At 67.2% G+C, this 26,675-nt stretch carries 24 protein-coding genes; 11 read left to right on the top strand and 13 right to left on the bottom strand.

Annotated elements, in window-relative coordinates:
- Positions 1 to 25 precede the first annotated feature (25 nt).
- The 3 genes from LOK44_RS18675 (at position 26) to LOK44_RS18665 (ending at position 2,842) form a co-directional block, all read left to right on the top strand.
- Entirely contained in the window at positions 26 to 1,642 is a 1,617-nt protein-coding gene (locus tag LOK44_RS18675) for an HNH endonuclease signature motif containing protein (RefSeq protein ID WP_237571609.1), read from the top strand.
- Positions 1,643 to 1,752: 110 nt separating this feature from the next.
- A complete protein-coding gene (locus LOK44_RS18670; protein ID WP_237571608.1) occupies positions 1,753 to 2,259 on the top strand; it encodes a hypothetical protein in 507 nt (168 codons plus the stop codon).
- Positions 2,260 to 2,317: 58 nt separating this feature from the next.
- Positions 2,318 to 2,842: a hemerythrin domain-containing protein gene (locus LOK44_RS18665; RefSeq protein WP_237571607.1), complete on the top strand. Its 525-nt coding sequence runs from the start codon at positions 2,318 to 2,320 to the stop codon at positions 2,840 to 2,842.
- Between the two features lie 3 nt (positions 2,843 to 2,845).
- On the opposite strand, the gene LOK44_RS18660 is transcribed toward LOK44_RS18665, so the two are convergent.
- From LOK44_RS18660 to LOK44_RS18640, 5 genes are read right to left on the bottom strand one after another with little or no spacing between them, the layout of a single operon-like run.
- The gene (locus LOK44_RS18660; RefSeq protein WP_237571606.1) at positions 2,846 to 4,234 is read right to left on the bottom strand and encodes a cytochrome P450; all 1,389 of its coding nucleotides are present in this window, start codon (positions 4,232 to 4,234) and stop codon (positions 2,846 to 2,848) included.
- A gap of 58 nt (positions 4,235 to 4,292) precedes the next feature.
- Positions 4,293 to 4,616 (bottom strand): putative quinol monooxygenase, encoded by a 324-nt coding sequence (locus LOK44_RS18655; protein ID WP_237571605.1) that lies wholly within the window; start codon positions 4,614 to 4,616, stop codon positions 4,293 to 4,295.
- Between the two features lie 13 nt (positions 4,617 to 4,629).
- Positions 4,630 to 5,655: an NAD(P)-dependent alcohol dehydrogenase gene (locus LOK44_RS18650; protein ID WP_237571830.1), complete on the bottom strand. Its 1,026-nt coding sequence runs from the start codon at positions 5,653 to 5,655 to the stop codon at positions 4,630 to 4,632.
- A gap of 5 nt (positions 5,656 to 5,660) precedes the next feature.
- Positions 5,661 to 6,404, bottom strand: coding sequence for an iron-sulfur cluster assembly protein (locus LOK44_RS18645; protein WP_237571604.1), 744 nt, complete (start codon positions 6,402 to 6,404; stop codon positions 5,661 to 5,663).
- Positions 6,404 to 7,441 (bottom strand): amidohydrolase family protein, encoded by a 1,038-nt coding sequence (locus tag LOK44_RS18640; protein WP_237571603.1) that lies wholly within the window; start codon positions 7,439 to 7,441, stop codon positions 6,404 to 6,406. Before LOK44_RS18640 ends, LOK44_RS18645 begins: the two co-directional genes overlap by 1 nt.
- Positions 7,442 to 7,629: 188 nt before the next feature.
- Between LOK44_RS18640 and LOK44_RS18635 the strand changes: the two genes are divergently transcribed.
- A complete protein-coding gene (locus LOK44_RS18635) occupies positions 7,630 to 9,108 on the top strand; it encodes an AAA-type ATPase lid domain-containing protein (RefSeq protein ID WP_237571602.1) in 1,479 nt (492 codons plus the stop codon).
- On the opposite strand, the gene LOK44_RS18630 is transcribed toward LOK44_RS18635, so the two are convergent.
- Genes LOK44_RS18630 through LOK44_RS18610 form a run of 5 tightly spaced genes read right to left on the bottom strand, consistent with a single transcriptional unit; the run spans position 9,075 to position 16,551 of the window.
- A complete protein-coding gene (locus LOK44_RS18630; RefSeq protein WP_237571601.1) occupies positions 9,075 to 9,710 on the bottom strand; it encodes a uridine kinase family protein in 636 nt (211 codons plus the stop codon). The two genes, LOK44_RS18635 and LOK44_RS18630, sit on opposite strands and share 34 nt — an antisense overlap.
- Before the next feature lie 13 nt (positions 9,711 to 9,723).
- A complete protein-coding gene (locus tag LOK44_RS18625; RefSeq protein WP_237571600.1) occupies positions 9,724 to 11,214 on the bottom strand; it encodes an NAD-dependent succinate-semialdehyde dehydrogenase in 1,491 nt (496 codons plus the stop codon).
- Positions 11,211 to 14,108 carry an FAD-binding and (Fe-S)-binding domain-containing protein gene (locus LOK44_RS18620; RefSeq protein ID WP_237571599.1) on the bottom strand — a complete coding sequence of 966 codons (2,898 nt, stop codon included), beginning with the start codon at positions 14,106 to 14,108 and terminating at the stop codon, positions 11,211 to 11,213. The genes LOK44_RS18625 and LOK44_RS18620 overlap by 4 nt, the downstream gene beginning before the upstream one ends.
- The gene (locus LOK44_RS18615; RefSeq protein ID WP_249783806.1) at positions 14,105 to 15,424 is read right to left on the bottom strand and encodes an aspartate aminotransferase family protein; all 1,320 of its coding nucleotides are present in this window, start codon (positions 15,422 to 15,424) and stop codon (positions 14,105 to 14,107) included. The genes LOK44_RS18620 and LOK44_RS18615 overlap by 4 nt, the downstream gene beginning before the upstream one ends.
- 32 nt (positions 15,425 to 15,456) lie before the next feature.
- On the bottom strand, positions 15,457 to 16,551 hold the full coding sequence (locus LOK44_RS18610; RefSeq protein ID WP_237571597.1) for a phosphotransferase: 1,095 nt from the start codon (positions 16,549 to 16,551) through the stop codon (positions 15,457 to 15,459).
- Positions 16,552 to 16,788: 237 nt separating this feature from the next.
- Between LOK44_RS18610 and LOK44_RS18605 the strand changes: the two genes are divergently transcribed.
- The 6 genes from LOK44_RS18605 to LOK44_RS18580 all read left to right on the top strand — a co-directional run bounded on the left by LOK44_RS18605 (position 16,789) and on the right by LOK44_RS18580 (position 23,726).
- Positions 16,789 to 17,466: a GntR family transcriptional regulator gene (locus tag LOK44_RS18605; RefSeq protein WP_237571596.1), complete on the top strand. Its 678-nt coding sequence runs from the start codon at positions 16,789 to 16,791 to the stop codon at positions 17,464 to 17,466.
- Positions 17,467 to 17,629: 163 nt separating this feature from the next.
- Positions 17,630 to 19,063: a gamma-aminobutyraldehyde dehydrogenase gene (locus LOK44_RS18600; RefSeq protein WP_237571595.1), complete on the top strand. Its 1,434-nt coding sequence runs from the start codon at positions 17,630 to 17,632 to the stop codon at positions 19,061 to 19,063.
- Positions 19,064 to 19,102: 39 nt separating this feature from the next.
- Positions 19,103 to 19,447: a RedY/HapK family protein gene (locus LOK44_RS18595; protein ID WP_237571594.1), complete on the top strand. Its 345-nt coding sequence runs from the start codon at positions 19,103 to 19,105 to the stop codon at positions 19,445 to 19,447.
- Positions 19,444 to 21,177, top strand: a complete 1,734-nt coding sequence (locus LOK44_RS18590) for a phytoene desaturase family protein (RefSeq protein ID WP_237571593.1) — start codon at positions 19,444 to 19,446, stop codon at positions 21,175 to 21,177. The genes LOK44_RS18595 and LOK44_RS18590 overlap by 4 nt, the downstream gene beginning before the upstream one ends.
- Positions 21,178 to 21,198: 21 nt before the next feature.
- A complete protein-coding gene (locus LOK44_RS18585; RefSeq protein ID WP_237571592.1) occupies positions 21,199 to 22,683 on the top strand; it encodes an APC family permease in 1,485 nt (494 codons plus the stop codon).
- Positions 22,684 to 22,793: 110 nt separating this feature from the next.
- Positions 22,794 to 23,726 carry a serine hydrolase gene (locus tag LOK44_RS18580; RefSeq protein ID WP_237571591.1) on the top strand — a complete coding sequence of 311 codons (933 nt, stop codon included), beginning with the start codon at positions 22,794 to 22,796 and terminating at the stop codon, positions 23,724 to 23,726.
- Here LOK44_RS18580 and LOK44_RS18575 read toward each other — a convergent pair.
- A complete protein-coding gene (locus LOK44_RS18575; protein WP_237571590.1) occupies positions 23,723 to 24,217 on the bottom strand; it encodes a VOC family protein in 495 nt (164 codons plus the stop codon). The two genes, LOK44_RS18580 and LOK44_RS18575, sit on opposite strands and share 4 nt — an antisense overlap.
- Positions 24,218 to 24,293: 76 nt before the next feature.
- Positions 24,294 to 24,920 (bottom strand): TetR/AcrR family transcriptional regulator, encoded by a 627-nt coding sequence (locus LOK44_RS18570; RefSeq protein WP_237571589.1) that lies wholly within the window; start codon positions 24,918 to 24,920, stop codon positions 24,294 to 24,296.
- Between the two features lie 94 nt (positions 24,921 to 25,014).
- Between LOK44_RS18570 and LOK44_RS18565 the strand changes: the two genes are divergently transcribed.
- Positions 25,015 to 25,848, top strand: a complete 834-nt coding sequence (locus LOK44_RS18565; protein ID WP_237571588.1) for an SDR family oxidoreductase — start codon at positions 25,015 to 25,017, stop codon at positions 25,846 to 25,848.
- Positions 25,849 to 25,879: 31 nt separating this feature from the next.
- Here LOK44_RS18565 and LOK44_RS18560 read toward each other — a convergent pair whose 3' ends face one another.
- Positions 25,880 to 26,668, bottom strand: coding sequence for an MBL fold metallo-hydrolase (locus LOK44_RS18560; protein ID WP_237571587.1), 789 nt, complete (start codon positions 26,666 to 26,668; stop codon positions 25,880 to 25,882).
- Positions 26,669 to 26,675 lie beyond the last annotated feature (7 nt).

Raw genomic sequence — 26,675 nt, 5'->3', positions numbered from 1 at the left:
GCCGAACCGACTTGTCAGTGGTCGAATGTATGTTCGAATCATGCAGGCGGACGAGGTGCGGGAGGCGGTCGCGGGACTGCTCGCGGCCTACGACGCGCTGGCAGACCTGTCCGTTGATCTGTTGAGCCGCAACGAGATCGTAGCGGTGTTGGACGGTTTGGAGACGCTGAGCAGCCAGCTGCCGGCCCAGCGGCACCGGTTGCTGGCCCGACTGCAGGACGAGACGACGGCACGGGAGATGGGTGCGAAGTCCTGGAACGAGGTCCTACGCACCCGGTGGCGGCTGAGTTCCGGTGAAGCCAGTCGCCGGCTGTCGGAGGCCGCTGATCTCGGACCACGGCAGAGCTTGACCGGGGAACCGCTCGATCCGGTGCTACCCGCGGTCGCAGCCGCACAGGCCGCAGGCGCGATTACCGCCGAGCACGTCAAAGTGCTGCGCGAGGCGATGGGCAAGATGCCGGCGTGGGTGGACACGGTCACGCGCGCACAGGTCGAGGTCGACCTGGTCCGGGTCGCGATCACGGTGGGCCCGAAGGACCTACGCGACGCGGCCGACCTCCGGCTGTACCTGCTCGACCAAGACGGCCCCGAACCCGACGACACCGAGCCCGAACAGTCGCGCGGTGCCGACATGGGCCCGCAGGGCTGCGACGGCATGACCACCTTTACTGCCAGGTTGACCCCGGAGGCGGCTGCGGTGTTCGAACCCCTGCTGGCCAAGTACGCCGCACCCGGGATGTGCAACCCCGCCGACCCCGAGCCCTGCACTTCCGGCACCCCGACCCAAGCCCAGATCGACGCCGATACCCGCACCCTGGCCCAACGTCAGCACGACGCCCTGGTGGTGATCGGGCGGATCGCCTTGATGAGTGGAGATCTCGGCCAGCTCAACGGCCTGCCTGTGTCGGTGATCGTCCGCACCACCCTCCAGGATCTTGAGTCCCGAGCAGGGGTCGGCGTCACCGGCGGCGGGACCAAGGTGCCGATCTCCGACGTCGTGCGGATGGGTGCGCACGCCAACCACTATCTGGCGGTGTTCGACCGCGCGACCGGATCGGCACTGGAGTTGTTCCGGGCCCGCCGTACCGCCTCCCCCGCGCAGCGGCTGATGTTGATCGCCCGTGATGGCGGCTGCACGAAACCTGGCTGCATTGTCGGCGCGTATGGCTGCCAAGTCCACCACGCCGTAACCGACTGGGCTCGGGGCGGCAACACCAACGTGGACGAGATGGCGTTGGCGTGCGGGGCGGACAATCGGCTCGTCGGCGAGGGCGGCTACACCACCACCATCACGGCCCGCGGCGACGTGGAGTGGCAACCCCCACCCGACCTCGACCACGGCCAAGCCCGCCTCAACTACCACCACCGCCCAGAACTGCTCCTACGCCCACCCGACGATCCCGAGACCGACGACCCCGACACCGTAGTGCCCACAACGGGTTCCGTCGTCGACGTACGGGCATTGGCGACCATCCTGTGCCGCCTGGTCGACGCCGTCTCGCTACCACCCCCCTCGTGCGACGCCGACACCACCGATCCCGGCACACTGCGGGACATCGGCCTCGCCGACGCGGGATGCATCCGTCTCAGGATCGCACTCGACACCGGTGAACGCGGACCACCAGGCACCGCCGCGGCCTAGTGCCGCAAGATCGACACCGCCGCGGAAGGTCGGGAAACACCCGATATGTCCGCGGAGCGGGGTCTGATTGTGTTGAGCCTTCTGTTCAACACTGTGACGACGGGCTCATCATGCGCATTGGCAACGCTTTCTTCCTCACCCACGGCTCGCGCCACCGAGTGATGACCGCGCTCGCGGCCAGCGCGCTAGTCCTGTCGACGATCGCGTGGCCAGCGCTCGCGGAGGCCTCACCGTCCGATGAAGATGGCGACGGATTCGCCAACAGCACCGAAATCGATCAGATCGGTACCGACCCGTACAAGGCCGACACCGACGGCGACGGCTTGTCCGACCCCGAGGAATTCAACGTCACCAAGACGAATCCGGTCGTGCCCGACAGCGACGGCGACGGTGCCAATGACGGATCGGAGATCAAGAACGGTACGAACCCGTTGGTCGCCGACAGCCAGTCCGGGAGCGACGACGAGCGTCCTGACTCCGACGGCGATGGCCTGTTCGACGACGATGAACGAGACGTGTACGGAACGAACGCCGATCGCCCGGACACCGACTTCGACGGTCGGGACGACGGCCAGGAAGTCTACGACGGCACCAACCCGCGAGTTCCCCTGTTCTGAAGCCCGCCACGCGTGAGTCGTGCGGAAGTGGGGTACCTCGCGCGTAGGAGGTACACCCATGGCCGACATCATCGACCTCATCTACGCCGACCACGACTGGCTGCGGCGGCAGTTCTTCCGGCTCGACGATGCGAGGACGAGCCAGGAACTCGCTGCGATCTGGGGTCAGCTCAGTGCCCGGCTCGACGCGCACGCCGAGGCTGAGGAGACCGTCTTCTACCCTGCGCTGCTGAAGCACGGCGGCCGCGAGGACCCCGGCAATCCGGAGGGGGATCCCGAGGACGAGACGGAGGACGCGATCACCGACCACAACTCGATCCGCGACGCCGTCCGGCGATCTCGTCGGCTGGCCACGGGCAGTGAGGAGTGGTTCGAAGCGGTCTTTGAGGCGCGCAAGGAGAACGGCGAGCACCTCGACGAGGAGGAACGCGAGGCGATGCCGGACTTCATCAAGAGCGCCTCACTGGAACTCCGCCACGAGCTCGGTATGCGGTGGTTGCAGTTCTACGCCGAGCATGACACGACGAAGGGCATCGACAACACCGACAAGGACGCGGACGCCTACATCGAGGAACACGGCTGACGGCTAGCGCCGCCGCACCGCCAGCCGAAAGCCTTTCGGCATCATGGTGAGTCGCTCGGTGATGGCCAACTCGTACCCCGGATCGGCGATCAGGTCGTACCGACGGACGATGGCGCCGAGGATCAGAACCGCCTCGTGCAGCGCGAACTGCCGCCCGATGCAGGATCGCGGACCGGTGCCGAACGGCTTGTACAGCCCAGCGGGCCGGGCACGCACGTGCTCCGGTGCGAACCTGTCGGGATCGAACCGGTCCGTGTCCGCGCCCCAGCGCGGGTCTCGGTGCAGCGTGGAGGTCAACGCCAGCGCCCAGTCCCCCTTGCGCATTGGATAGACCCCGGCGAGCATCGTGTCCTCGCGTGCGGCGCGGTAATAGCCGGGCACGGTGGGCTGCAACCGCAGCGACTCGTCCAGGACACGGCGGACGTAGCGCAGCTTCGCCACCTGCTCGAACTCCGGTTCGGCCGCACCCCACACCTGGTCGACCTCCGCGCGGGCGCGGGCGAACACCTCGGGCTCGCGTGACAGGTAGTACAGCGCGAACGACAGCGCGCCCGAGGTGGTTTCGTGGCCTGCCACCAGGAAGTTGATCAGCTGGTAGCGGATGTTGGCGACGTCGAGGTCCGAGTCGAGCATCAGGTCGAGCAGGTCGTCGGGAGCCTCGCGGCCGCGGGCGCGGTCGGCGCGCCGGGTGGCGATGACGTCATCGGCGACGGCCGCCATCGCCTCTGCGTGTCTGCGCACCCGACGCTCGACGAGGTCGGCCAGCGCCTTCGGCAGGAAGCTCGCGCGCAGGGCCCCGAGGCGGTCCGCGCCCTTGAGGCCGGCAACCATGTGGCCGACGAAGGGATGGCTCGTCGTTTCCGACGGATCGTCGAGCACGCCGAACGAGTAGCCCGCCGCGCACCGCCCGATGGTCTCGAGTGTCACGTTGGTGGTGTCGGCGGACACGTCCACGCTGGTGCTCGCATCCCACCGTGCCGTGAGCCGACCGGCGATCTCGACCATGGTCGCGTGGTAGCGGCGCATGGCCGCCTGACTGAACGCGGGCATCAGCACGTCGTGCGCTGCTTGCCAATTCGGCTCGTCGTTGAACGCCGTGAACAGGCCGTCACCGCCGATGACCCGCAGCGCCTCCATGTCGGGGCCGAGGTACTTGCAGAACCGTGCTTCGTCGTTGAGGTCCATCACGTAGTCCGCGCCGGCCGCCACCACGTAACGCGAGCCGAGCACCCGCATCTCGTAGAGCGGACCCAGCTCCGCGGCGAGCGCGGCGGCCGACTGCGATGGCGTGTCCATGTCGAACGCCAAGACGTCGCCGAGGATGGGCACTCTGCGGCGTGGATGCGGCAGCCTCGACGTGCGGCATACGGTCGCGGAGTCGATCAGCGTCATGAGTTCAGCGTCCGCCGCTATTGAACGTGTGTCAAGTAGTGCGCGGTTCCGCCCTGACTCACCTCACCGCGATCTCGCTCATCTCCGACCATCCGTCGGCGTCGATGGACTGGCTGATGATCAGCGGCGTGCTGGCCAGGACGTTGGGGGCCTCGGCGACGAACGTCTTGAAGTGCTCGCTGTTCACGTGCTCGCCGCCGGCGTCACCGTCGCGGAAGCCCTCCACCAACACGTACTCGTACGGATTCTCCAGGCTGCGGGACCACTCGAAGAACAGGTTGCCCGGTTCGGCGCGGGTGGCCTTGGTGAAGTCGGCCACGAGGTTCGGGAAGTCCTCGACGTGCTCCGGCTTCGGCGTCCACTTCACCACGATGAAGATCACGGGTGTCTACTCCTTAGGGGATGAGAATGGCTCGGCCGCGGACGTTGCCGTTATCGAGATCGGTTATGGCGGTCTGGAAGTCGTCGAGGGCGTACTTCTGCGTGTGCAGGTTCACCGAGCCGCGGGCGGCCAGCGCCATCAGGTCGCACAGGTCGTTGTACGAACCGACGAGGTTGCCGATGAAGTTGATCTCGCTGGAGACGATGTCGATCGTGGGCACGTCGATGTTCTCGCCGTAGCCCACGACGTAGTAGTCCCCCGCCCCGCGGAGCATGGCGACGCCTTCGCTGGTCGCCCCGCCCTCACCGACGAAGTCGACGACTGCCTCGGCCCCGTGCCCGCCGGTCAGTTCGAGCACCTGCTCGACGTGGGTGCCATCGGCGACGACGCCGCGGTCGGCCCCGATCGCCTCGGCGAGTTTGAGCGCGTCGGAATTGCGGTCGACGACGATGAGTTCCGCGGGCGTCAGCGCCTTGAGGACCTGAATCCCGATGTGCCCCAACCCTCCAGCGCCGATGACCACGCATCGGTCGCGCGGGGTCAGCCGCTTCGCGGCCTTGGCGGCTGCGTGGTAGGCGGTCAGCCCGGCGTCGGCAAGGGCTGCGACGTCTGACGGTTCGAGGGCGTCGTCGATCTTCACGACGCTGCGCGCCGAGGTCTTGAGAAATTCGGCGTAACCACCGTTGGTGTCGATCCCAGGGAACGCATTCGCCTCGCAGTGCACGTCGTCGCCCGAGCGGCACGCGCGGCACAGCCCGCAGGTGATCAGGGGGTGGACGATCACCTTGTCACCCTCGGCGACGTTGGTCACCGCCGACCCGACGGCGTGCACCCAGCCCGCGTTCTCGTGGCCGATCGTGTACGGCAGCTGGACCTGTGACTTCTCGGCCCACTGCCCTTCGAGGATGTGCAGGTCGGTACGGCAGACGCCCGCGCCGCCGATCTTGACGACGACGTCGAACGGGCCCGTCGGCGTCGGCACGGGAAGGTCGGCCATCTCGAGGTTCTGGTGGTAGCCGACGACCTGGACGGCTCTCATGGTGCTCATCGCTGTGCATTCCTTCCTACGAGGGTGAGTTTGGGTTCGGTCGCGGTGATGGTTTCGCTTCCGCCGTCGGTATAGCGGGTGCGCAGTAACCCTCGGCAGAAGTGCGCGTTGCCGTCGATGGAGATTCGCGTCGATCGCGCCCGGCGGAGCGCCATCGGCACCGTGTCTGGCGGGTAGCCGTTGCCGTGATGGTCGACCATCACCAATTCATGCGGGCCGGTGGACAATCCGATGCCGGCGCGCCGTTTGAGCAGCGATGTGGTCGCATGATCGTCGGGCAGGTCGCCAAGGCGCACCGAGCCGATCGACTCCTCGGTCCTGGTTCGGTCGGCGCGCAGCAGGGCGGTCAGGCAGCGTTCCATCGCAGCGGTGTGCGCCTTGCGGCGGAACGTCTCCCGGAGTTCGTCGAGCGAGTCCTCCGCTTCGTGCCGGAACGTGCCGCGGTATCCGGCGTCGGCCGCCAGCCCGGCGTTGATGATCGCCGAGTCGTGGTGGTCGTCGAGTTCGACGGTGACGCGGCGGGTCCAGTCCAGTGCCGTGAGAACGTCCTTGGAGTCCGATGCCATCAGGTAGGCGAAGTTCGGCGAACAGAACGGCGTCGGCAGCCGGAGATGGACCGTCACGTCACCATCGGCGGTGACGTCGACCGTGTGCACGAACCCCAGCTCGGTGATCGGCTCGTCGAGTTCGGGGTCGATGACGGCGTCGATCGCACGAAGGACGGAGTCGCGTCGGTCCATCAGGCACCCACCAGGTCGTCGGCGCCACGCGGCCCGACGGCGGTCTCGTCGGCGTCGGGCAGCCACAACTCCGCGGGCACCGGGATGTCGTACATCTTGGCCGCGTTGAGGCCGAGGATCTTCTTCTTCTGTTCGGCGGTGATGGGGGCGTACTCGGACAGCTCGTCCGGGATCTGGAAGTCGACGAATGCCTCGATCAGCCAGCGCGGCGTCCAGATCGCGTAGTCCGACGAGAACTGGATGCGGTCTTCACCGATCCAATAGAGCAGCTCGCCCATGATCTGGCCGAAGTACTTGGGTCGGGTGTGGATGAACGGCATCGCCACGGCAAGGCCGGCGTGGACGTTCGGCTCCTGGGTGGCAATCCAGCAGAAGTCCTCCAGTCGGGGCAGGCCGCAGTGCTCGACGATGAAGTTCAGGTCCGTGAAGTCCGACGCCACGTGATCGATGTCCGCCACGTCGAACGCGTCGCGGTCCAGCGGGCGGATGGTCGGGCCCTTGTGGACGTGGATGTTGCGGATGCCCAGCTCGCGACAGGCCTCGAAGTAGCGGTACGCCCAGGGGTCGTCGAGCTTCCACCCCCGCGACTCGCCGTGCCACTCGGCGGTGTACAGCTTCACGCCCTTCAGGCCGAACCGCTCCGCGTCGATGCGCAACTGGTCGAGGCCCACCTCGCCGTTGCGCGGATCGAAGTGGTGGTTGTAGGTCAGCTTGTCGGGGTGCTTGGCGGCGAGTTCAGACGCCTCGTCGGCCTGCCCGAAGCCCTTGTAGTAGAACTCGCCGAGGTGCGCCGGCTGGAAGATGGCGTGGTCTACGTAGCCGTCGGTAAACAGGTCCTTCATCAACCGGTCACCGCCTTGGTACAGGTAGTCGTCGTAGTCCCACACCTCGGACTCCGGTGACAGGTTGCGGTGGTAGTCGTAGAAGCAGTCGATGAACTGCTTGCCGTGGACGTTGCGCTGGTTCTCGGGCCGAGCGTCCCAGAGGGCTACGTGGGCGTCGACGATGAAGTAGGTGGTGTCGTCCTTGCGGTACATGCTCTGTCCTCGTTCGATGAAGGCGTGCGGGGCCCGGATTGTGACGGCTGTCACAGGCTGCGAGCCGAGCCTACGAGCGTGCGGAGCCCATACCGAGGGGCCGAGCGTCTCAATCTGAGACGCTCGAGGTGGTGAATCGGCCGCCGTCTCCTGGCACGCTTTGTAACGTGGGCCACAGGAGGTTCGGCATGGGAGCTGACGCCCAGGACCGGGTGGTCGTGCACCGGGAACAGCAGCGGATCGCAGGCGTCGACGGCCACGGCGGCGTCCCGGGCCGGCTGCTGGCCTCTTGGCAGCGCAGCGAGGACTACGGCATCTCGCCGGAGATGGTGGAGCCGGTGTTCACCGGTACCGACGACCTGGGCTCACTGTTCTACGAGTGCGGCAACCAGGTCCTCGCCGACCTGCACCGCACGCTCGCCAACGAGCCGGTGAGCATGATGCTGACCGACGCCGACGGCGTGGTCCTGTCTCGGCTGTCGGGTGACCGCAGCTTGCTCAAGGCGCTCGACGACGTGCACCTCGCCCCTGGTTTCGCCTATTCGGAGCGTGAAGTCGGCACCAACGGCCTCGGTCTGGCGCTGGCCGACCGGGTGCCGACGCTGGTCCGCGCCGAGCAGCACTACTCGCAGAGCCTGTGCACGTTCACCTGCGCTGCCGTACCTGTGCTGGACCCGGAGTCTGGCCGGCTGGAGGGCAGCGTCAACCTGACCACGTGGTCGCGGTCGTCGAGCGATCTGCTCCTGGCCCTCGCCCGGTCGGCGGCGAGCACGACGACGGCGCTAATGCTGGCTCGCACCACCGGAAGGACCAGCCGACCGACCCCGCGGGGCCAGGTGTTCCGCGTGGAGGTGCCTCGGCTCGAACCCGGGTCGGGCACGCTGCACGAGCTGTCCGACGCCTGGAACGGCGCGGTGCGCCGCGCGGAGGTCGGGATGGCGGCGGGCGGCATCGTGGCTGCCGTCGGCGAGCGCGGTTCCGGACGCGCGACGGCTTTGGCGCAGGCAGCGCGGCACGCGTATCCACGCGACCGCATCCTGTCGGCCGCAGCACCTGCGCCCAGCGACGTGCAGACCTGGCTCGGGCTGTGGGCACCAGAACTCGGCAAGTCCCACACCGCAGTCATCGTGCGTTCGGTCGACATGTTGCCGACCTGGGTGGCCGAACGCATGCGCGACCTGGTGCTGCGTAGCCGTGACACCGCAACGGTGCCGTTCGCGATCACCGCCGAACGGTTCGCCGACATTCCGCCGGCGCTGGCCGGCCTGGTTCACACGGTCGTCGACGTCGCACCACTACGCGAGCGACCCGAGGACGTCTTGCCGCTGGCGCACCACGTCGCCCGCCGCGTGCGGGGACGCGACGTCGACATCCATCCAGGCGCGGGCAGGGCGTTGCGCAACCACGACTGGCCGGGCAACGTGGCGGAGCTGACTGCCGTGATCACGCGCGCGGCGGGTCGCGCCGATTCCATCGACATCGGCAACCTGCCGTCAGAAGTGTTGGCGGGCAATACCCGTCACCTGTCGCGCATCGAGGCCTTCGAGCGCGGCGAGATCGCACGGGTGCTCGGCGTAGAAGGACAGACGATGGCCGCCGCCGCCCGCGAACTCGGCATGAGCAGGGCAACGCTCTACCGGAAGATCGCGCAGTACGGCATCGGTTGATCGCCGTCGTCGGTGAACGACGGCGTGTCCCCCGATGCGATCACCGTCGCTCGCGCCCATGGCCGATCGTCCGCGAGGAAGGGAATCTCCTGGGCCGTCCACTCGTCGACGAACTCGATGGGATCGTCACCTCGGGCGACGACGCGGCGGTAGGCAAGGTGTGGGTCGGACTGCACCCACACCGTCGCATCGAACCACGGCTCGAGTTCCCTGCGGCACGCGCCGACGCCTTCGACGAGTACCACTTCCGCGTCAGCCGGTATCTCGACGCAGCCTGCCCTGTCGCGCGCTTCCCACGCCGGCGGCCGGTAGCGAACCGGCGGTCCGTCACGACGCAACGGCGACAACACGCCGTCGACCAAGAGTTCGTGCCAGTCGAAGAACGAGTGATGCCAGGCGATGTCGTCGGTGTGGACTACCGCGACGCGCTCGCGTGTCCTGGCCAATTGCGCTGCAAACGTAGACTTTCCGGAGCCGCTGCGTCCATCGACGCCGATCAGCACGATCCCCGCTTGCCGAGGGTTGGCCGACAGCATCGTCAACACCTCGGCGTACGTCGACTCCGTCCACTCGCTGATCGTCGGCTCGTCGTCGACGGTCACGAGCGCCTAGCCATCAGCGGCCTTGGCGGCGCGGCACCGCGAGGTACTTGTATTCGAGGAACTCGTCGATGCCGACCTTGCCGCCCTCGCGTCCCAGCCCGGACTGCTTCACCCCACCGAACGGTGCGGCGGGATTCGACACCACTCCAGTGTTCACGCCCACCATGCCCACTTCGAGACGCTCGCTCAGGTCGAACGCCCGGTCGACGTCCTGGGTGAACAGGTAACCCACCAGACCCCAGTCGGTGTCGTTGGCGCGCTTGATGACGTCGTCTTCGTCGTCGAAGGGAATGATCGGGGCCACGGGCCCGAAGACCTCGGTCGTCATGACGTCGGATTCCTCGGACACGTCCGCCAGGACGGTCGGCGGATAGAAGTAGCCCGGTCCGTCGGGCAGTCGTCCGCCCGTGAGTGCCGTTGCGCCGCGTGCCAACGCGTCGTCGACGAGCCGCTGCACCTTCGCGCGTCCTGCCGAGTCGATCAGCGGCCCCACGTCGGTCCCGTCGTCGAGTCCATTGCCGACCTTCAGCGCCGCCATCCGAGCCGCGAGCCGCTCGGAGAACTCAGCGGCGACGTCGCGGTGCACGTACATGCGATTGGCCGCCGTGCACGCCTCGCCCATGTTGCGCATCTTGGCTGCCATGGCACCGTCCACGGCCGTGTCGACGTCGGCGTCCGCGCAGACGATGAACGGCGCGTTCCCGCCCAATTCCATCGACGAACGCATCACCGTCTCGGCGGCCTGTCGCAGCAGGATCTTGCCGACGCCGGTCGAGCCGGTGAAACTCACCTTGCGGGCCTTGCCACTGGCCATCCAGCGGCCCACCACGGTTGCCGCGTCGGTGGTGTTGACGACGTTGAGGACGCCGTCGGGCAGGCCGCTCTCCTGCAGGATCGCAGCCAAGGCCGACGAACTCAACGGAGTCTGCGGTGCCGGCTTGAGCACCATGGTGCATCCGGCGGCGACCGCGGGTGCGATCTTGCGCGTCCCCATGGCAAGTGGGAAGTTCCACGGGGTGATGAGCACGCAGGGGCCGACGGGTTCGCGGGTCACGATGATCCGATTCGCTCCGTCCCCGGTGGTGGTGTGGTCACCCGAGACGCGGACGGCCTCTTCGGAGAACCACCGCAGGAACTCCGCGGCGTAGGCCACCTCACCCCTCGCCTCGGCGAATGGCTTGCCCATCTCCGACGTCATCACCTCGGCCAGCCAGTCTTGGCGCTCCATCACCAATTCGTAGGCGCGGCGCAGGATCTCACTGCGGCGCCTCGGCGCGGTGCGGGCCCACGAACTCTGTGCCGCGACCGCAGCCGCCAACGCGTCGTCCCCGTCGGTCGGGGAGGCGTCGGCGACGGATGCCAGCACCTCACCCGTGGCTGGGTTCTCGACGTCGAAGACGCGTCCGCCGACGGCGTCTTGCCACTGCCCTCCGATGAGGAGTCCGGTGGGTATCGAGGCGATGGCAGGCTGAGCCGAGTCGACACGGGCGGTCGTTGCGGTCATCGGGAAGACTCCTGTCGGGTAGCGGGATCAAGGATCTGCGCGAGGTGCAGGGACGCACTCGGCGCGTGATGGTCGGTGAGTTGCCGGGCCTGCATGTGGCAGCTGAACCCGTCGGTGAGCACGACGGCGTCGGGGTCGGCCCGCAGCGCCGGCGCGAGCGCCTGCTCGGCGACGGCCATGCTGACGTCATAGTGTTCGCGCTCGAAGCCGAAGTTCCCGGCCACGCCGCAGCACCCCGTTGCCTCGCGGACGTTCTCGATGCCAACCGCCTCGAGCGCACGGAGTTGCGTTGCCGCGCCGAACACGGAGTACTCGTGACAGTGAGTCTGCACGGTGACCGACGAAGGCAGCGCCGCACTTGGAGTCCAGCCGCCGTCACGTTGAGCGCTGACCTGTTCGGCGAAGCTGCGGACGCGTCGAGCCACCCGGTGCGCTGCAGGCGTGTCGACGAGTTCCGGCAGATCCTTGCGCAGAGCTGCCGCGCAGCTCGGCTCGGTGACGACGATCGGGCGGTCCGAGCCGTCGTCGAGGGCAGATGCCGCACGGAGCAACCGCTTTCGCGCCTGCCGCAATTGCCCGGTCGAGATCCAGGTCAAGCCGCAACAGACGTCTGTGCGCACCTCGGCACGGTGTCCGGCGTCCTCGACGACGCGCAGCGCTGCCCCGGCGACCTCGGGCCGGAAGCCCTTGGTGAAGGAATCCACCACGAGCACCACGTCGCCACCCCCCCTGCGGTGGGGCTTCAGCTCGCGGCGGAGTCGGCGCTTCGACGCGAAGCGCGGCAGGGGCCGCTCATTGGTCAAGCCGCCCAGACGCAGTGCGATCCCTCGCAGCGGACTGGCGAGCACCCCGTTGACGACCGGTGCGATCCGTGTCGTCACCGCCAGCCAGCGCGGGAGCCAGCCCAGCGAATAGTGCGCCAGCGGGCGGATTCGCCCGCGGTAGTAGTGGTCGAAGAACTCGGCCTTGTAGGTGGCCATGTCCACACCGGTCGGGCAGTCGGTCGCACACGCCTTGCACGACAGGCACAGGTCCAGTGCCTCGCGCACGTCCTCGGATGCCCACCCCTGCTCCACGGTGGGCGCTGAACGAATCATGTCCTGCAGCACGCGGGCGCGACCGCGAGTGGAGTCCTTCTCGTCCCCGGTCGCCCGGAAGCTGGGACACATCACGCCGCTGCCGTGCGAGCGGCACCGGCCCACACCAATGCAGCGCTGGACGGCGTCGGCGAAGGCCCCGTGTTCTGAGGCATTGGCGTCGTGCAGTACGAACGTCGTCTGCCACGGCAACGCCGGAATGTCCGCGAGCGCCAGTTGCTCGGTCACCGACGCCGGATCGACGATCACGCCGGGATTGAGGACACCTGCGGGGTCGAACAGGCGCTTGAAGCTCGCGAAGGCCGCCATGATGGTCGGGGAGTACATCTCCGACAGCAGCGCTGAGCGGGCCCTGCCGTCGCCGTGTTCTCCCGACAGGGTCCCACCGTGCTCGACCACCAGACGTGCGGCCGCGGTGAGGAACGTCGACATCACGTTGCGGCCCCGTGTAGTTCGCTGGTCGAAGGTAATCCGGATGTGCATGCAGCCGGCCCCGAAGTGGCCGTACATCACGCCGACGAGGTGGTGCTGCTCGAGCAGAAGCCGGAAGTCGGCAAGGTAGTCGGCGAGGCGCTCCGGGGCGACCGCCGAGTCCTCCCAGCCCGGCCAAGAGGTGACGCTGGATCCGTCGGCCAGTTCCAGCCGGGACGACAGTCCTGCCCCGTCCTCGCGAACGCGCCATAGCTTCTTTCGCTCAGTGGGGTCGCGGACTTCGCGGCAGTCCAGCGCTCGCCCGTTGGCCTCGAGGTCACCTCGGAGCTGCTCCGCCTGCGCGGCGACGGCCGCTTCGTCGTCTCCGTCGAGGTCGACGTAGAGCCAGGCGCGGCCGGTGGGCAAGTCGGCCACGGAGTCCGCGCCGCGCCGCACCTTCATGGTCGCCACGATCTGCTCGTCGATGCCCTCCACTGCGGCGGGCGAGTACCGCAGGATGGTCATGACGTCCCTTGCGGCGTCCACGATGTCGTCGTAGGCCACGATCAGCAGCAGCGCCGACGACGGCACGTCGACCAGCCGCATGGTGGCACCCACGACGATCGCGCACGTTCCCTCACTGCCGACGAGTGCCCGCGCAACGTTGAAGCCGTTCTCCGGCAACAGGTTCGCCAGATGGAAGCCCGAGACCTGCCGGGGTATGCGACCCAATTCGAGACGGAACACAGACATGTAGTCGGTGGCAAGGGCTTGGAGGCCGGCGGAGAGCGCTGCGGCCCGCCCGGCGGCGACCTCGTCCTCGGGATCGGTGGCGCGTAGCGCGGTCTGGGTGGCAGTCAGCCGAGTTCCGTCGGCGAGGACGACGTCGAGGGACTGCACGTGATCGCCGGTGCGGCCATGGCGGACGGAGTGGTTGCCACATGCGTCGTTGCCGATCGACCCTCCGACGGTCGCGCGGTTCCTACTCGAGGGGTCCGGCGCGAACGTCAGCAGGTTGCCCGTGGCGTGCTGGACCGCCTCGGTGAGATCGGCGAGGACGACCCCCGGCTCGACGACGACGGTCCGGCTCGCGGCGTCGATCGACACGATGCCATTCATGTATCGCGACATGTCGATTACAACTCCGCCGCCGATCGCGTTGCCCGCCATCGACGTTCCACCCCCTCGCGCCACGATGGGCACGCCCGCGCGGTGGCAGGCCGCCACGATGCGGCCGACTTCGCCGGCGTCGCGGGGGAACGCGACGGCCAGCGGTGGGACGCGGTAGTTCGATGCGTCGTAGCTGTACTCGGCGAGCCGTCTACTGCCGTCGTCGATCTCCACTCCGCTGGCGGCGAGCAGCCCGACGATCTCGGCGCCGCTCAATGAAGCTCCTCGTCGAGGACGACCGCCAAGTTCTCCAGCATGCGGTCCGCGTCCTCGATCGAGAAGGGTAGCGGCGGGCGGATCTTGAGCACGCTCCCCCGTGGCCCTGACGCGGACAGCAGAACCCGGCGTCTGCGCATGTGGTTGACCACTCGCAGCGTCGCCTCCCCATCGGGAGTGTGAGAGTCACGGTCGGTCACGACGTCCACACCGACGAACAACCCGGCGCCGCGTACCTCGGCGATCTGCTCGTACTTGCCTGCCAGCGAGGCGATCTCCGACTGGATGTAGTTGCCGACCTTCTCGGCGTTGCCGATCAGTCCTTCGTCATTGATGACGTCGAGGACTGCCTGCGCCGCTGCAATCGATACCGAGTTCCCACCGAAGGTGTTGAAGTAGCGGATGTTGCGGCCGAACTCGACGAGCAGCTCCGGGCGGAAGGCGGCCGCGGCGATGGGGATCCCATTGCCCATCGGCTTGCCGGTGGTCATGATATCGGGCACCAGACCGTGTCGTTGGAAGCCCCACCAGTGCCGTCCGGTACGCCCGAAACCCGGTTGGACCTCGTCGGCGATGAACAGGCCGCCGGCCTCGTGGACTGCGTCGACGACCGGCTGCAGGAACCCCGCGGGATCGGCGTATATGCCGTCGGAGGAGAAGATCGTGTCGGCGATGAATGCCGCGATCCCGAAACCATGGCGCTGCAGATCGGCGATCGCCTCCCGCATCTCGCGAACCATGGTGGCGACCAGGTCGTCGTCACCGCCATGCCGTAGCCGGTCGGGTGCGGTGATCGTGCGTACGTGTGGCCCCAGTGGGACGCCGACCCCCAACGACGGCGAGAACGACGACACGTCGGCCGTGAGCCCGTGGTAGGCGCCGGAGGTAACGATGACGCCCTGGTTCCCGGTGTAGTAGCGGGCCACTCGCATTGCGAGATCGTTGGCCTCCGAGCCGGTGCAGGTGAACATGACGTGCCCGAGTTCGTCTGGCATGGTGCCCAGGAACTGCTCGCTATAGGCGAGGATCGACTGCTGCAGGTAGCGGGTGTTGGTGTTAAGAGTCGTAAGTTGTCGGTGGATCGCCTCGACCACGTAGGGATGGCAGTGGCCGACGCTCGTGACGTTGTTGTAGACGTCGAGATAGTCATTGCCGTCGGCGTCGTAAAGCAGCGTGCCCGCGCCGCGGACGATCTCGACCGGTTCCTCGTAGAACAGTCGGTAACCGGGCCCCAGGAGCCGTTCCCGGTCACCGACCTGCTGACGCGTCCGGGGCGGCAACCGTTCGATGTCGGACGGGTCGAAGCCGTTCACCATCGGTTCGGACGCCTTGAGCGTGAAGCCCTTGGTCACGTTCGGTTCCCTTCGTTCGGACGCAGTGGGTCGGTGGTGGTGGCAATCATGGCTTCGACGGTGGACGTGGTGACCGACAGCGCGCAGCGCAGTCTGGTCCAGTCGAGCGCAGAGTGCGACAGTCCATAGTCTCGGGTGTGTGCGTGCGTGCTCGATCGCCATCCGTAGACCAAGGCGCGCAACAGGAGTCGCGCAGGACCGGTGATGGCGAGCAGGGCCGCCTCACCGTCGGTCAGCGGTCGCTGCGCCCGGTAGCCGCGCACGATGTCGAGCGCACTGGCCCACGGTCGCCGTTCGTCGGCGCCGATCTGGTTCGCCACCGCGACGCTGAGGTCGAACACGGTGGGGCTCCGCACCACGTCGCCGAAATCGATTATTCCCGTAACGAATCCTTCGGACGCCGGATCGACGACGACGTTGAAGGGGCTGAAGTCACCGTGAATCATTTGGGTGTCCAGATCGTTGATCCTGGGTGCGACGAGCGCGTCGAATCGATCGAACACCCAGGTGGCCATCGCCACGTCGTCGCGGTCGACGACCCACTGCAGCAGTGGCCTGGTATGGGAGAAATTCTTCAGATCCCAGATCAGCAGCCGGGAGTCATCCGGATGCCGGAACTCCCCCAGCGCGCAATCGAGCCGGGCCAGCATCGCACCGACTCCGGCGAACTGGGAGGGCGTCGGCCTGACGGTGGCCAGAAGACTGCCCTTCAGATAGCTCAGCACCCGCATGATGCGGTCGTTGCCGTCGGGATCGACGACGGTGGTCTCGACCTGGCCATGCACCCCGCGAATCAACCGCTGGGCGGGGATCGGCGCAGGGGCGTCCTCCAGGTGCAGCATGACCGAGGATTGCAGATTGACGATCTCCGCGCTCTCCGACGCCGGGGCGATCTTGACGAGGAATCGATCGCCGTTGGTGACCAGACGGAACGTGTCGTCCTTCTCGGTGGGGATGCGTTCCAATCGCCCCGTCAGGTGATAGTGCCTGCGGAGTTCGGCGGCGACCCGATGCTCGGGGAACGCCTGGCCGCCGGCCTCCAGTGCGCTCTCCTGAGCGATCTGCGCAAGGAGATCCGAACTGGCCGTCACGGCGTCGGCTCCTGCATCGGCCCCAACCGCGTGGAGCAGCGCTGCGCGGCGGCGCAGTCGTGGGCGGCGTTCGGCATCGGCGGACCTAATCCTTTGCGATCGGGGAGCACGCGCCGGCTGACGGTGCGCGCTGTCGAGCTAGGCGAACTGTAGAACACTAGGGCAGTCCGAGTCCAGACGCGGGTCCTTCGGAGCATGTCAGCCATACGCGTTGTGGAACAGTTGTACGCTGCCACCATGTCCGTGGCCGATCGCATCCAGATAGTCGGGCGCAGCAGTGCGCAGCAGATCGCCGATGGCCTGATGGACATGATCCTCGAGGGAGAACTCAAGCCCGGTGAGCGCATCCGGGAGAGCGTCATCGCCGATCAACTGAAGATCTCGCGCAACACGGTTCGCGAAGCCGTGCGACTCCTGCAGGGAACGGGGCTGGTCCGGTACGTCTTCAACCGCGGCCTGGCGGTCTGGGACCCCTCCGACGAGGAAGTCCTCGACATCTACCGAGCGCGACTCCACCTGGAGACGGCCGCCGCCGCGTCGGTGAACTACGACACCGACCTGACGCCATTGACCGAGGCGATGGACGCCCTGAAAGTGGCGATGAAGACCGAGGATCCGCGCACCATCGTCGAGAAGGACCTGGCCATTCACCGCGCGATCGTCGGCTTGATGAACAGTCCGCGGCTGAACAAGTTCTACGACGAACTCCTCGGAGACCTCCGGTACTTCCTGCTCATCCTGTCCTTGGACCACCACGAGTACGAGAGCGGCTCGGCCCTCGAAGAAGAGCATCAGCGGATCGTGACGGCGTTCGCGTCACGCGACCCCGAGCTGGCACGCACGACGATCGCCGAGATCATCACCGAGAATCGCGACGAGGTACGCAAGATCCTGGCCGTTCGCACGGCCGGCTAGCCACCGCTTTCCGCCGCGCGGTTCCAACCCCAGCCCCGCTACGGGTTCGCCCCGTTGTCTTGCGCACTCCGTTGGCCTGTGCTTAAGTCCTCCATGTCAACTGTTCAACACTTGGACACGAACGGCCACAGAGGTCGCCGGTTCCAGTCGGGAGTTACCTCACATGGCAGACGGCCACCTCATGTACGTCGCGGGCGAGCACGTCGCCGCCGCCACCGGTGCAACGGAAGCAGTCATCAACCCGGCCACCAACGAACGCATCGCGACGGTCCCCATGGGTGACGCTACCGACGTAGACCGTGCCGTCGCCGCAGCGGAGGAGGCCTTCGACGCATGGGCCGCCACACCGCCAGGCAAACGAGCGGAACTGCTGCTGAAGCTGGCCGACCGGCTGGAGGCCCACGCCGAGGAATTCGCTCAGCTGGAGTCCAAGAACGTCGGCAAGCCCATTGCGGTGGCCCGCGACGAAGTCCCGTTCGGCGTGGACAACATGCGGTTCTTCGCAGGCGCCGCCCGCGTGCTCGAGGGCCGCGCCGCCGGTGAGTACTCCCCCACGCACACCAGCATCATTCGGCGCGATCCGCTCGGCGTCGTGGGCAGCGTTGCACCATGGAACTTCCCACTGGTCATGGCGATCTGGAAGATCTGCCCGGCCTTGATGACCGGAAACACGCTGGTGCTCAAGCCCAGCGAGCAGACCCCACTGACGACGCTCCGATTGGCCGAACTCGCGGCAGACCTCTTCCCGCCCGGCGTCTTCAACGTCGTCACCGGCCACGGCGACACCGTCGGTGCCGCGCTGACGTCACACCCGCGGGTACGGATGAGTTCGCTGACCGGCGACACGAACACCGGCAAACTCGTCGCCCGTGCCGGCGCCGACAACCTCAAGCGCCTGCACCTCGAATTGGGCGGCAAGGCACCGGTTTTGGTGTTCGACGATTGCGACGTCGAACTGGCGATCACCAAGATTTGCGAGGGCGGCTACGGCAACTCCGGGCAAGACTGCATGGCCGCCTCGCGGGCGTACATCGCCGACGGAATCTACGACGACTTCGTCACCGAACTCACCCGCGCGGTCTCGAAGGTCGCCATGGGCGACCCCACACTCGAGTCCACCGAAATGGGCCCGGTGATCTCCGAACGCCAACGCGACCGCGTCGCAGGATTCGTCGACCGGGCCACTTCCACCGGACCGGCCGCCCTCGCCGTCGGCGGGCTCGGTACCGGCCCGGGTTTCTGGTACAAGCCGTCCCTGGTCGTCGACGCCGAACAAGACTCCGAGATCGTGCAGCGGGAAGTCTTCGGCCCGGTGGTCACCACCACCCGGTTCACCGACGAGGCACAGGCCTTCGCTTGGGCCAACGACGTCGAATACGGCTTGGCCGCTTCGGTGTTCACCCGGGACGTGGGCCGCGCGATGCGCGCCGCCCGCAAGCTCCAATTCGGCACAGTATGGATCAACGACCACCTGCCGATCGTGTCGGAGATGCCGCACGGCGGCTTCAAGCAGTCCGGCCACGGCAACGACATGTCGATCTACTCCGTCGAGGAGTACACCGAGATCAAGCACATCATGATCAACCTCGAGTCCTGACCAAAACCCCGTTCTCACAACCACGTTGGAGTCCCCGCGATGACGTCAACCAACCGCCCGGTAGTGGCGGTCAACCTGTTCTCGATGCTGCCCGGCGTGGATCCGGCGGACTTCGAACGCTTCTCCACCGAAGTCGACCGGCCGACGTGCCTGGCCCACGGCGACGTCGTCCGGCGGTTCGACGCCTATCGAGTCGACGAAGCACCCGACGGGGCTCCCGCCGACATCCTGGAGGTCATGGAGGTCACCGACTGGGCCGCGTGGGAGGAGCTACGCGACACCCACCCGACGATGAAGCCCGTCACCGACGGCTTCGACGAACTCGTCGACCCGGCCACCGTACGGACCTACTTCACCCACCTCGTCCCTGGAGAATCTCGATGACCAACACCACCACCTACGACGCGATCGTCATCGGAGCCGGGCACAACGGCCTGATCACCGCTGGATATCTCGCCCGTGCCGGCAAGAAGGTCCTCGTCGTCGAAGCCCGCGACGTCGTCGGCGGCGCCTGTACCAGTGAGGAACTCATCCCCGGTGCCACCTGGTCGTCGTGCGCGTTCATCGCCAGCCTGCTGCGACCCGAGATCATCGCCGACCTCGAACTGGAGCGGTACGGCCTGGAGATGTATCAGACCGAGGCCAACGAGGTCAGCATCTTCCCCGACGGCAGCCATCTGTTCGTCTGGAAGGACATGGACAAGACGCTCAAGGAGATCGAGAAGTTCTCCAAGACCGACGCTGGCGCGTTCCTGGACTTCGGTCTGCGCGTGAAGAAGTTCGCCTCCATCCTCACGCCGTTCCTGATGTCTCCGGCGCCGAGCCGCTCGCAGGTGCTCGCAGCGTTCGAGGCCGCCGGCGCCGAAGACCTGTTCAACGAGATGGTGCTGCTGTCCACCAAGGACCTGCTCGACCGGTACTTCGAGAACGAGCACATTAAGGGCCTCTTCACCTTCTTCGGGATGATCTCGGTGTGGGGCGGGCCGTCGACGCCGGGCACCGGCTACGTCTACGGGCACCATTCCGTCGGAGAGTTCAAGGGCACCCTCGGGCAGTGGGGCTTCGTCAAGGGCGGCATGGGTGGCATCACCGCGGCCATGGCCCGCAGCGCCGAGGCCCACGGCACCGAGATCCGGCTGAACTCGCCAGTCCGGAAGGTCGTCGTCGAACGGGGTCGGGCGTCCGGCGTCGAATTGGTCAGCGGCGAGATCATCTCCGCACGCACGGTCATCTCCAACGCCGACCCGCAGCGCTCCATGCTGCAGCTCCTGCCCGCCGGTGCCATCGATGCCAAACTCACGGCGAAGCTCGAAGACTACGACGCCCGCGGTTCAATGGCTCGCATCCACCTGCTCATCGACGAGTTGCCCGACTACATCGGCTTTCCCGCAGGTGAATTCGGGCCGCAGCACCAGGCGCAGGCGATCATGGGCGCCTCGATCGAGAACTTCGAGCGGGCCTGGGAGGCGGAGCGGCGCGGCGAGATCCCCGACGACTTCGTGATCGAAGCCGTCATCCAGTCCACCCACGACTCGTCGTTGGCGCCCGTGGGCAAGCACACCATGACCCTTGGCGTGCAACAGCTCCCGTTCGAGCTGGCAGGCACCGACTGGGACACCATCCGCGACGAGTGGGCCGATCGCGTGCTCGAGGTGCTGTTCCGCTACGCCCCGAACCTGCGCGGCCACATCCTCGAGCGGGTCATCATCACCCCCAAGGACCTCGAGCGCGATTACGGCCTGACGGGCGGCAACATCTTCCACGGAGCCATGTTCTTCGACCAGCTCTTCAACAACCGCCCGACCCCCGAGCTGGCCGACTATCGCACCCCCGTTGCCGACTACTACCTCTGCGGGTCGGGCACTCACCCGGGCGGCGGTGTGATGGGAGCCAACGGGCACAACGCCGCCCAGGTGGTCATCGCCGACCTCGACGGCACCGCTGCACCCACCGCTGCGCGCGTCGGTCCCGGGCCGAAAGTTGGTGTCGTGGACCGTGCCATGGAGACGGTGATGGGCACCAAGACGGGCAAGAAGCTCGGCTACACCGTCGCGACCAGCCCCGCACTGCGCAAGGTCGTCAAGTTCGCCGCCCGAAGCAACACCAGTCGCTGACCCTCACCGAAAAGGACCGCCATGCTCCATCAAGATGAACCCAAGCCACTGGTCATCGCCAAGGACTCACCCGACGGTTCGACGGGTCTGGCGCGCAATCAGATTGGCGTGCTCGGCATCGTGTTCTTCGTCGTCGCCGCGGCCGCGCCCCTGACCGTGGTGGTGGCACTGTTCCCGGTCATCATCGGCGCGGGCAACGGGATCGGCATCGCCGGAGCATTCGTGCTGGTCGCTCTGGTGCTGACGGTCTTCGCAGTCGGCTACGTCGCCATGAGCAAGCACATCACCAACGCCGGGGCCTTCTACGCCTTCATCACCAGAGGGCTCGGCCGACCGCTCGGGCTCGGATCTGCGTCGCTGGCGATCTTCGCCTACAACGCCATCCAGCTGGGCGTCATCGGCGGGTTCGGCTACTACGCAGCGGAATTCGTCTCCAGGCACAGTGGCACCAACGTTCCGTGGTGGGTGTTCTCCTTCATCGCGATGGGAGCCGCGCTGTTCCTCGGCGTGAGGCAGATCCATGCCGGCGCCAGGGTGCTGGCCGTGCTCCTGACGCTGGAGACGGCGATCATCCTGATCCTGAACGTCGGTATCCTCTTCAATTCGCCAACGCCGATCAGTGACTACTCCTTCGAACCGTTTGCTCCGTCAGCGGTGTTCGCCGGTGCCATCGGCGTCGCCCTGATGTTCGCCCACGCCTCGTTCATCGGCTTCGAGGGCACCGCCATCTACGGCGAGGAAGCCAAGGACCCCAAGCGGACGGTGCCTCGCGCCACCTACGCGTCGGTGATCTTCATGGGAGTCTTCTACGCCGTCACCGCCTTCCTCATCGTCAACGCCGTCGGCGTGGGCAATGTCGCCGGCCTCGCGGAGACCGAGGGCGGCAATCTCGTCTTCGCGGTCAGCGACAGCGTTCTCGGCCGAGCGGGAACAGAGGCCTTCCAACTCCTGGTGATCACCAGCCTGTTCGCGGCCATCCTCACGTTCCACAACAACGTGGCCCGCTACCTGTACTCGCTGGGACGTCAGGGCGTCATCTGGTCACGCCTGGGCACCACCCACCCGACCCGCCACTCACCCGCGATCGCCTGCTACGTCCAGATCGCCATGGTGGCTGCGGTCGTCGCGATCTTCGCGATCCTGGGCCTCGACCCCTACACCACGCTGTTCACCTGGTGGACCGGTGTTGGCGCCGCGGGAATCATCCTGCTGCAGACCATCGCCAGCATCTCCATCTTCGTGTTCTTCCGCCGCTCCGACGTCGACAAGCGGCCATGGAACACGTTCATCGCACCGCTGCTCGGCATCGCCGGTCTCATGCCCTTCCTCTGGTATGCCGTCACGGGGATGGACGTGCTACTCGGCGGCGGCGGCTGGCTGCAGATCTCCTTCACCGCAATGCTGTTTGCCTCGCTGGCCATCGGCGTCATCGGCGCCTACGTCATCAAGGCCCGGTCACCACGACGCTACGAGCTGTTGAACTCGACGCTCGGCGACCGCGTCTAAGGTCACCGCGCAAGGAACTCGCCCCGGGGTTGGTGCGTCAAAGCGTTTACGCTGGGTAATCAGTGGGCGCAGCGTTGAGCCTGGTTCAGTTTTCAGCTCGGAGGAGTTTCATGCGTCAGCGGCGGCCGGGAACGGCGATGACCAGTTTGGCGATCGTCTGCGTGGCGGCGCTACTAGCAAGCGGTTGTGAGGCGCAGGTCTGGGGTACGCCGCCGGCCGCGTCGAATGCGCCGCAAGCGCCAGTCGCCGCCCCGCAGGCGCCACAGTCCGCGGCGCCCCAGGCCCCGCCCGCCGGCCCACCGGCATCGTTCGAGGGCCTCGACGCCCGCGTTCGTCAAGCGACGGCCGACGCGGCCGGGTCGGGGGCCGACCTCGAGATCGCCGTGATGGACCGCACTACCGGCCAGGTCGTCTCCAACGGCTCCAACCGGCCGTTCCCGATCGCCTCCGTAGTGAAGCTGTTCATCGCCGACGACCTGCTGCTGCAGGAGTCGGAGGGCAAGACGACCATCTCCCCGGCTGACCGCAAGTCACTCGACGTCATGCTGCGTTCCTCCGATGACAGTGCGGCGCAGAATTTCTGGGACCGCAGCGGCGGGAACGCCGTCATCGCGCGCATCAAGGCCCGGTACGGGTTGGGGGGAACGACGGCGCCCTCCAACGGGCACTGGGACGTCACCACGAGCACCGCAGCCGACCTCGTCCGCTACTACGACATGCTGTTGGACGGCGCAGGCGGGCTGCCTCCGGAGCAGACGAACGTGATCATCGGCAATCTCGCACAATCCACACCGACGGGCAACGACGGCTATCCACAGCGGTTCGGCATCCCCGAGGGGCTGTACGCCGAGCAGGTGGCGGTCAAGCAAGGCTGGTTCTGCTGCTGGAACGGCGGCAACCAACTGCACGTGACCACCGGGGCGATCGGCCCCGAGCGCCGCTACGTGATCGCGATAGGCTCCCTGGACCCCACCGGCGCCGCTGCTGCGCGCGAGCACATGACCCAGGCCGTCAAGACGATGTTCCCGGGCGGCAAGGTCTAGCCGGAGGTCGACGCCGCGATGTCAGCGGCGCTGATGCCGGAGAGGTCGGGCACGTTCTGCATCAACTCGATGCGGGTGCCGTCGGGATCGGTCAGGTAGATGAACCGGCCCGACGTCGGGTCCTCGACGTCACCGAGCACGGTGCGCGTCGACTCCACGAACGTCCCGCCCGCGGCGACGATCGCGTCGGTCAGACCATCGACGTCCTCCACCCGGAACGAGAGATGGGTGAAGCCGAGTTCGGTCATCGGCTTGCGCTCCCCCGACCCGGTCGTCGGGACGTCGACCCACTGCAGCAGTTCGATCCGGATGTCATCGCGGATCAGCATCGCGGACCGGAAGCGGCCGTCCTGCTCCATGGTCGCGGCGACCTCGTTGTCGTTGAAGTCGAGTTGGTAGAGCTGCGCGAACCCGAACACGTCGGTGTAGAAGCGGATCGAACGATCGAGATCGGTCACGCAGATGCCGATGTGGGAGAAGCCCTGGATCATGACTGGAGTCTGACAGAACGCGCCCGTCCGATGGTGCGAGTGCCGCGATCCGATCTGGCCGGGCTCGGCGCCCCGGTCACGTGGTCGCGGCATCCGCCCGGGCGGCCAGTGCCAGCGTTCGCGTGATGGCCGCGGCTTGCGTTGCTGCGCGGTCGATTTCGGGATACCTGCGGTCGAACAGGCCCGCGACGAAGAGGCTGGCGTACCCGTGCGCAGCGGCGACCTCGTGTTCGAGCAGGCGCAAGGCCCGACGGACGTCCCCGCCGGTGACGGCCAGCGCCGGTGCCAGGAACGCATCGTTGAGCGAGCGCGCCACGTCGAGGCGTTCCTCGTCGCCGGCGTCACCCACGTCGGTGCCGTAGATGACGTCCCACCCGATGCGCGTGCGCGCCACGAATCGCACGTAGGCCCCCGCGGTCGCGGCCATTGCCTCGATCGCCCATTCGCCCGGGTCGCCGTCGGGACGCGGCGGAATCGCCGCACGCACCTGGTCGTCGAACTCGCGTGCCGCCGCCGTCGCGACCGCAGCGAGAAATGCTCGGCGATTCGGGAAGTGCCGGTAGGGCGCGGCGGCGCTCACGCCGGTCCGCTTGGCGGCGTCCGCGACGGACAGTGCGGCGATCCCGTGTTCGGCCACCATCTCGCGTCCGGCGGCGATCAACGCGGCGCGCAGGTCGCCGTGGTGGTACCCGGTGCGCGCCATCCCTAGTTCTTAGCACCTCACGGGCACTGGTTGACCGGAAGTGAGAAACCTCTTACATTGAGATGTAAGAGGCCACTAACATAGGGAGAACGACATGGGCACCTGGTTCATCACCGGATCGTCGAAGGGCCTGGGCGCGGCAATCGCGCGCCACGCGCTCGCGCACGGCGACGACGTCGCGGCGACCGCGCGCAATGCGCAGGCCGTCACCGACGCGCTCGGCGACGGCGGCCGACTGCTCGCCCTACCGCTCGACGTGACGTCGCCCGACCAGGTGCGCGCCGCCGTCGACGCGACGGTGGAACGGTTCGGCCGCATCGACGTGATCGTGAACAACGCGGGCAGGCCACTGATGGGCGCGCTGGAGGAGATGACGGACGAGCAGGTTCGGAATCAGTTCGACCTCAACGTCTTCGGCACCATCGACGTCATCCGCGCAGCACTTCCCACGCTGCGGGCGCAGCGGTCGGGCACCATCGTCAACCTCAGCTCGATGGGTGGTGTCATCGGTTTCCCCTCGTCGTCGATGTACAACGCGTCGAAGTTCGCGGTCGAGGGGCTGACTGCGGGGTTGCGCCAGGACCTCGCCCCGCTCGGCATCTCCGTCATGGCGATCGAGCCCGGCGCCTTCAGGACGAACTTCCTCGATCCCTCGACCGTGTGGGTGGCAGCGAACCACGGTTCGATCGACGACTACGCAGGCACGCCCGCGCACCGCCAACTCGAGCAGATCGGGCCGATGGATCAGACACAGGAGGGCGATCCGGACAAGCTGGCCGCGCTGGTCTACGACGTCGTGACCGCGGGCTCCCCGCCCACCAGGCTGCCCATCGGGCCCGACGCCGTCGCAGCCACCGCGCAGCGGGTTGCCGACGACGCGGCCGAACTGGCCCCGTGGCGCGAACGCGCTATTGCGACCAACTTCTGAGCGTCCGGCAGGTCGGCCGGCTAGATGTGGGTCAGCGTGCGGGCGGAATGTCGTAACCATCCCCCGGTTCGAGGTTCACCACCCGGAACGAGAACTGCCGGCCTGCATCGGCCAACCTCGCGACCGCGTCGGCCGCCTCGACGTAGACCGGCGGCTGGTGGACTCCGAAGTGCATGGGCAGGACCGCCCTCGAACCCAGTATCAGTGCGGCTTGCGCGGCCTGCTCCGGTGTCATCACCGCGGGCAGTGGGCTAGACGGTTGCAGGTGCGGCACGTTCACGACTGCTCCGTTGATCGGCAGCACGGCGAGGTCGATGGGCCCGGCTCGCTTGGCGATGAGCCACCAGTAGCCGTGGAAGATGGTGTCTCCGCCGTGGAACACGCGCTGACCGTCCGCCTCGATGACCCAATTGAGTTGCGGGTCGCCGAGGCCATCGACCGCCGGAACCGCCGTAATGGTGAACGGCGGCAACTGAATCCGACGCCATTCGTCGACGATTCGCACGTTCAGCGCGCTGGTCTCGAGATCGGTCTCCGCACCGTCGGTGAACACGGCTTCGTCGGATGCGGCGACGAACGGTGCGGGACGCAGCACCAAACCCGTATCGCCTACGACCGATTGGATCGCGGCGACGTCGGTGTGGTCTTCGTGCAGGTGGGTGACCAGAGCCGCAAGCGCAGTACCCTCCGGCTCGGCGAAGGCGCCATCCGGCTGGGTGACACGCAGGAGGGAGAAGTCCCGCACGAAGTCCACCACGAGCGAAGGCCCCCGGTGACTGATGACCTCGATGCCGGCCCAGCCGAGGCGTCTGACCCTCACGGGGCGA

This window comes from Mycolicibacterium lacusdiani (genome assembly GCF_021916785.1).
GTDB lineage: Bacteria > Actinomycetota > Actinomycetes > Mycobacteriales > Mycobacteriaceae > Mycobacterium > Mycobacterium lacusdiani.
The sequence above is the reverse complement of the archived record's forward strand: the minus strand, read 5'-3'. Positions and strand labels throughout refer to the sequence as shown.

What these genes read in the sequence shown, in the direction of transcription:
- LOK44_RS18675 (WP_237571609.1), top strand. Translation starts at nt 26, where the DNA reads ATGTATGTTCGAATCATGCAGGCGGACGAGGTGCGGGAGGCGGTCGCG.
- LOK44_RS18670 (WP_237571608.1), top strand. Translation starts at nt 1,753, where the DNA reads ATGCGCATTGGCAACGCTTTCTTCCTCACCCACGGCTCGCGCCACCGA.
- LOK44_RS18665 (WP_237571607.1), top strand. Translation starts at nt 2,318, where the DNA reads ATGGCCGACATCATCGACCTCATCTACGCCGACCACGACTGGCTGCGG.
- LOK44_RS18660 (WP_237571606.1), bottom strand. Translation starts at nt 4,234, where the DNA reads ATGACGCTGATCGACTCCGCGACCGTATGCCGCACGTCGAGGCTGCCG.
- LOK44_RS18650 (WP_237571830.1), bottom strand. Translation starts at nt 5,655, where the DNA reads ATGAGAGCCGTCCAGGTCGTCGGCTACCACCAGAACCTCGAGATGGCC.
- LOK44_RS18645 (WP_237571604.1), bottom strand. Translation starts at nt 6,404, where the DNA reads ATGGACCGACGCGACTCCGTCCTTCGTGCGATCGACGCCGTCATCGAC.
- LOK44_RS18640 (WP_237571603.1), bottom strand. Translation starts at nt 7,441, where the DNA reads ATGTACCGCAAGGACGACACCACCTACTTCATCGTCGACGCCCACGTA.
- LOK44_RS18635 (WP_237571602.1), top strand. Translation starts at nt 7,630, where the DNA reads ATGGGAGCTGACGCCCAGGACCGGGTGGTCGTGCACCGGGAACAGCAG.
- LOK44_RS18625 (WP_237571600.1), bottom strand. Translation starts at nt 11,214, where the DNA reads ATGACCGCAACGACCGCCCGTGTCGACTCGGCTCAGCCTGCCATCGCC.
- LOK44_RS18615 (WP_249783806.1), bottom strand. Translation starts at nt 15,424, where the DNA reads ATGGTGAACGGCTTCGACCCGTCCGACATCGAACGGTTGCCGCCCCGG.
- LOK44_RS18605 (WP_237571596.1), top strand. Translation starts at nt 16,789, where the DNA reads ATGTCCGTGGCCGATCGCATCCAGATAGTCGGGCGCAGCAGTGCGCAG.
- LOK44_RS18600 (WP_237571595.1), top strand. Translation starts at nt 17,630, where the DNA reads ATGGCAGACGGCCACCTCATGTACGTCGCGGGCGAGCACGTCGCCGCC.
- LOK44_RS18595 (WP_237571594.1), top strand. Translation starts at nt 19,103, where the DNA reads ATGACGTCAACCAACCGCCCGGTAGTGGCGGTCAACCTGTTCTCGATG.
- LOK44_RS18590 (WP_237571593.1), top strand. Translation starts at nt 19,444, where the DNA reads ATGACCAACACCACCACCTACGACGCGATCGTCATCGGAGCCGGGCAC.
- LOK44_RS18585 (WP_237571592.1), top strand. Translation starts at nt 21,199, where the DNA reads ATGCTCCATCAAGATGAACCCAAGCCACTGGTCATCGCCAAGGACTCA.
- LOK44_RS18580 (WP_237571591.1), top strand. Translation starts at nt 22,794, where the DNA reads ATGCGTCAGCGGCGGCCGGGAACGGCGATGACCAGTTTGGCGATCGTC.
- LOK44_RS18575 (WP_237571590.1), bottom strand. Translation starts at nt 24,217, where the DNA reads ATGATCCAGGGCTTCTCCCACATCGGCATCTGCGTGACCGATCTCGAT.
- LOK44_RS18570 (WP_237571589.1), bottom strand. Translation starts at nt 24,920, where the DNA reads ATGGCGCGCACCGGGTACCACCACGGCGACCTGCGCGCCGCGTTGATC.
- LOK44_RS18565 (WP_237571588.1), top strand. Translation starts at nt 25,015, where the DNA reads ATGGGCACCTGGTTCATCACCGGATCGTCGAAGGGCCTGGGCGCGGCA.